This window comes from Erwinia sp. (genome assembly GCF_031978025.1).
In the GTDB taxonomy this organism is placed as follows: domain Bacteria; phylum Pseudomonadota; class Gammaproteobacteria; order Enterobacterales; family Enterobacteriaceae; genus Erwinia.
The window spans coordinates 1-4,640 of record NZ_DALZCD010000002.1; the positions used below are offsets into that span (position 1 = coordinate 1).

General features: G+C 51.1%; 6 protein-coding genes. All 6 read right to left on the reverse strand.

Translation table 11 applies throughout. The annotated features are described in order from the left end of the window. A partial coding sequence (locus tag RTK32_RS00240; RefSeq protein ID WP_312041544.1) for a DUF3383 family protein occupies positions 1-519 on the reverse strand: 519 nt, incomplete at its 3' end. Between the two features lies 1 nt (position 520). Next, entirely contained in the window at positions 521-1,066 is a 546-nt protein-coding gene (locus RTK32_RS00245; RefSeq protein WP_312041545.1) for a hypothetical protein, read from the reverse strand. A gap of 89 nt (positions 1,067-1,155) precedes the next feature. Further along, entirely contained in the window at positions 1,156-1,593 is a 438-nt protein-coding gene (locus tag RTK32_RS00250; protein WP_312041546.1) for a lysis protein, read from the reverse strand. A gap of 28 nt (positions 1,594-1,621) precedes the next feature. Continuing rightward, positions 1,622-3,442 carry an amylovoran biosynthesis protein AmsF gene (locus RTK32_RS00255; protein WP_312041547.1) on the reverse strand — a complete coding sequence of 607 codons (1,821 nt, stop codon included), beginning with the start codon at positions 3,440-3,442 and terminating at the stop codon, positions 1,622-1,624. A 95-nt stretch (positions 3,443-3,537) separates the two neighbouring features. Next, positions 3,538-3,978 (reverse strand): lysozyme, encoded by a 441-nt coding sequence (locus RTK32_RS00260; RefSeq protein ID WP_312041548.1) that lies wholly within the window; start codon positions 3,976-3,978, stop codon positions 3,538-3,540. Further along, the gene (locus RTK32_RS00265; RefSeq protein ID WP_312041549.1) at positions 3,962-4,312 is read right to left on the reverse strand and encodes a phage holin, lambda family; all 351 of its coding nucleotides are present in this window, start codon (positions 4,310-4,312) and stop codon (positions 3,962-3,964) included. Before RTK32_RS00265 ends, RTK32_RS00260 begins: the two co-directional genes overlap by 17 nt. Between the last annotated feature and the right edge of the window lie 328 nt (positions 4,313-4,640).

Genomic DNA, 4,640 nt, shown 5'->3' on the forward strand with positions numbered 1-4,640 from the left:
CGCCGCTTTCAGCCTGGCGGCAATGTCCGTGGTTGAAGTGGGATCCGGCACCGCTGCGCTGTCGGTGGTAACGGCAAAAATGCGGCTTTGACCAGCCGATTCCACAGCCGCCGCCACGCCGAGCACGTCGTCATCGCTGATAGCATCATCTGCGGTGGTAGCCACGGCCAGACCGTACCAGTTAGCATATTCCAGCGCGGCATTAACGGCTTCAACCAGCGTTTCTGCCTTGCCCTCTTCGCCCGTGGCGAGTGTTTTAGCCCAGCGGCCAATATAAAGCTGTTGTGGCTGCGGCGACTGCGCAAACCAGAGGGCCGCCGCCTGATATTCAGCGGACTTCAGGCCAAAATCTGCACCAATATCCGCGGCTGCAGTATAAAGGCGCAGGCGTTCCGTCAGAGGGATAACGGTGGCGCTCCCCATAATCAGCATTGAGCCAAAGTTACGACCGGAAGCGGCTACGGGCGACATCATGACGTCAACGTTCACGATGCCGGATAAAGGCAATCCTTGAGGCATATTATTCTCCAAAAAATTGAACGGGTGTTTCCACCAGTGAGTAAATTCCGTAGAGACGGAATATTTTACGAACAACATTGACCGTTAATTCATAACGGCGGGTCTGAGCGTTATTAACCGTTTCCAGTACGGTGGTAATATCGCTGCAATCGCTGACGCCAAGCGAAAGCTGTTTTAAGGCGGCAAGATTTTGCGCCAGCGTATTTCCGTCGCGAAAGCGGGCGGCATAAAGTTGGGCGGAAGGACCATAAAACCAGAGTCGGCACGTCATACGTTCATCCCGCCAGAGTTGAACATTTTCCTCCTGTTGATGAGTCAATACGGGTGTGCCTGCGGCGGCGATTTTCATTACGATAAAAGCACAGCCGCTTTCGTCGCTCGGTAGCCATGCTGGCGGCACAACGCCGTCATCAACCGCTACCCGATTTTTAGCCAGGCCGGTTAGACCCTGGATCCATGTGCTGAGTTGATCTTCCAGCGCGGCATCGCTGGCGGGTTCATCGTTCACTGGCGTCAGCCAGCCGGCTGCTTTACTGGTATTCGTCACCAGCAAACCTCCTGTGGGTTAGCAGAGAAAAAGTGAATGGCAGGCAGCAGAAAAGCGGATGAAAACAGGTTTCATCCGTTGTTCACTATTTAAAGCTGACACTGTTGGTGAATATAATCCTGCAGTCCCGTTATCTGAATGCGGGCCGTCGCTATTCTTTCCCTGAGAGTGAAATAATTCCGTTGAGCGGCGTCATTAAGTCGGGGGCTGGCTGCATCAGCCACGCCGACGGGGCGGGCCTTGACGGGACGATTGCAGCTGGCGGCGAGCTGCAGCCGACGCTTGCCAGTAGCCACATCATGTTCAAGCTGGCCAGCATTTTCCCTGGCCTGTTGCAATTGAGAAACATATTTTTTATCCATTGCGGCAGCGGTATTTAAGCGCTGCTGGAGAGTATTAACCTGCTCCTGCTGTTGCCGGAGCTGATTACGGGCATCGGTATAATGAGCATGATAAAAAAATGCGGCTTTTACTGAGGCTAATAAAACAAGCGTCAGGAAAATAAAAATGATTAATTTAATCTTCATTCATTTCATCCCCCTTCTCTTTCATTAATCAGAAATAGGCCAGCTTGCGGTTTACGCCGTTAATTTTAACGGTGATATAGCCAGCAGGTGCCGCGGTTGCCGCAGGGGCTTCCGCCACGGCCGTTGCCAGCGTGGCGAGTTCGCCATCAAAACCATAACCGGCAGCGCCATTATGAAAATTCATGACCGTAGAGAGCGTGACGCGTTTGGTCGTATCCAGATCGGTAACTTCCGAGAGATCGGCGCTAAACAACGAGCACTCTCCAGCTTCAAAACGCGACGGGCCGGTGGTTTTGAGATTGAGCATCACATCGCCGCACTGCGCCTTAAGCTTGATCCAGACTTCGCCATACAGGCCCTTGCTGTCGCTGGTTCTGACAATGCAGTCGATAACGCCCGAATCCCCTTCATAATGCAGATTGCCACCTACGGAACTGGCGCCGCGATAGAGATTCAGATACGCCTTCCCGCACACGTTGGTCAGCAGCGGCGCATCGGCAGGCTGGGTGGCGGTGTCCCGCAGCGTTTTACCGTGCATTTCCAGATGCCAGTGCTGGTTGGCATGAGGGAAGAAGAATTTGCCGACGCGGAACCATTTATCCTTATCTGAATCGTTGCTGACACGGTAGCCGGAATACCAGCCCGCCTTCAGAGAACCGGTCATCTCCGTGCCGTAGTTTTCATCGCGGCGCCAGCCATATTCAAAGCCTGACAGCCACGGCGTGCCGGATTTGGTCAGGTCGACTTTGGCGCCGGACTGGAGGCTGAGCGCGCGGATCGTGGCCTTGGTGTAATTCAGCTTTAACGGGTTTTCAGATGACTCAATGCTCAGCGCATCAATAATCCACTGACCGTTGCTCAAATCGCCAGGGAAACGCGTATGTTCAATCCATACGTTGCGGATCAGTCCTTGCGTAACGCGGGGCATATAAAGCGTGGCATCGCTGTAGCCTTTCTGGAAATTACAGTTCGACAGCTCGACTGCCGTTGAGTGATCCCAGACGCCGATAACAGAATCGGACCACTGGATATCAAACACCCGTGCATAGGTGGTGGTGGTGTAAATCTGATCCAGACGCGTGTCTAACGTATCGAGCAGTTTAAAAGCAGAACCGCCGATATTTTCAATACGGCAGCAGGTAATATTGACGAACTCGCCTTCTATCACGGTATTTTCAAAAAACGGCTGCCTGTTGCTGACCATTTCCGGCGTGATGACGCCCTTATTGGTTACGATATCCGCGGTAGCCTGGCCATCCCAGAAAATGCCACGAATGGCCGTCCGGCGTGCCCTAACCTTAAATACCGTCGAGGAGGACTGGTCGGAAATAATAATTGTGCGTGGCGACACGCCATATTCACAATCATCGCCGTACAGGCTGAAATAGTTGATTTCGCCTTCGCCGGTCAGGTCGACAGGGTTTATCAGGAATTTTCCGGCCGGGAAACGGATACCCACGCCGTGCACCGGGTTTTTACTGGTGTCACTGACCGGTGATGAGAAAGCCTGTCCCCATTTATACATATTGATACAGGCGTCATGGTTAACCTTGCCATTATCCGCATCGAAGTTGCTGTCGCCGCGAAGTCGCTTACCGCCGAAGTGATAAATATTAATATCCTCAACGTTATCGATAATACGCTTCCAGTAATAGCCGCCGCCCGTTGCCACGGCTACCGAGCCACCGTCATCCTTAGATGAAGCGATATCAGCATCGATAAAACCTACAAAACGCCCGCCGCCTTGGAAAGTAGAATCTTTATCGTAATAGCGTTTCAGCAGAGCGATTTCGCCTGCAGCGGAGGGTTTGGTCGTGCGTAACTCAGCAAATGAATTAACTTCAATCATCTTATTTTCCTTAGTGGGTAAAATAGTTTTTCAGTAAAATGCAGCAAACCTGCCCGCGCTGTTTTTAATCACGCAGGAAAGGAACGCATGGGGAATTATTTTGCGAGGAAAAGCGCCAGCTCTCTTTTCCTGCGCGGTAAAAGCGCCTCAGGTAATTGCCCCGCCCTTTTCCATAACAGCATGGCTTCGGCGGCACCTTCATCATCGCCTTCATTGATTTTCTTCAATACTGTTGATCCCTTAAAAGCGCTGACGCCGATATTAAAAACCAGACTACATAAAGCGTCGTACTGGTTTTGCGTCAGGCTGACCTGCACTTCTTCATTAATGCTCTTTTCAACATAAGAAATATCGGCAAGCAGCAGCCTATCGCTTTGCTCAGCGGTAATGACCAGGCCGGCAGCTATCGGGCTATTATCGACCAGGCCCGTATGCCCGACGCCAATAGTGAATATTCCGCGGCTGTCCCGATAGGCCGTCAGCTTCTCTCCCTCCTCCTGTTTAATAAAGCGGATACCGTTACGGCTGATTTCCATCTGGCTCTCCTGTTTTTTTATTAACCCAGCGCTTTAACTTTTCGCTGATATAATCATTACCCACGTAGCCAATATAAACGGCAAAGACCTGGGCGGCGGCTTCGGGCATATTCCAGTTCAATAGTGCTCCCATCACCTGTAGCGTAGGCGCAGCGAAGAAGGCCAATGCGCTGCACGATACGGCGTCCAGCACCCGCTTGCTCCAGGGGGCTCTGGCACAAGCGCTGCGCAGCAGGGAAAACATGGCGGCAATACCGGCATAACCCCATTCTGTTTTATGGCTGTAGAGCCAGAGTCCGACACTGGCCCAAAAGCCTGGCTCCTGAGGAAACATGCTTTTATCTGGCCTCCTTTATAATCACGACCGTGAATAATGTTATTCACATCTCGTTTTGAGAATAGCGTTAAACGGGTTTACATTGACCCGTTTATTATTTAGATGCTGCTACCTTAGGGTAGACTTTACATGAAGAGAAAAGACCTGGTTATTTCTTTAAGCCTGATCCATATGAATGCTGCTACATGACGGCAGATAACTCGTAACGAAAATAAATTTTCATTTTATGGAGGGTTTTTAATAGTTGATGCTGACATAATAAGGTGGATAACTCGTTACGAAAAGACTTTATTTACCTTACCCCTTAAAATAATGAATCCTGTCA

Bases quoted from the DNA above. Each gene is read 5' to 3' on its own strand.
- RTK32_RS00255 (WP_312041547.1), bottom strand. From the start codon at position 3,442: ATGATTGAAGTTAATTCATTTGCTGAGTTACGCACGACCAAACCCTCC.
- RTK32_RS00265 (WP_312041549.1), bottom strand. From the start codon at position 4,312: ATGTTTCCTCAGGAGCCAGGCTTTTGGGCCAGTGTCGGACTCTGGCTC.
- RTK32_RS00250 (WP_312041546.1), bottom strand. From the start codon at position 1,593: ATGAAGATTAAATTAATCATTTTTATTTTCCTGACGCTTGTTTTATTA.
- RTK32_RS00260 (WP_312041548.1), bottom strand. From the start codon at position 3,978: ATGGAAATCAGCCGTAACGGTATCCGCTTTATTAAACAGGAGGAGGGA.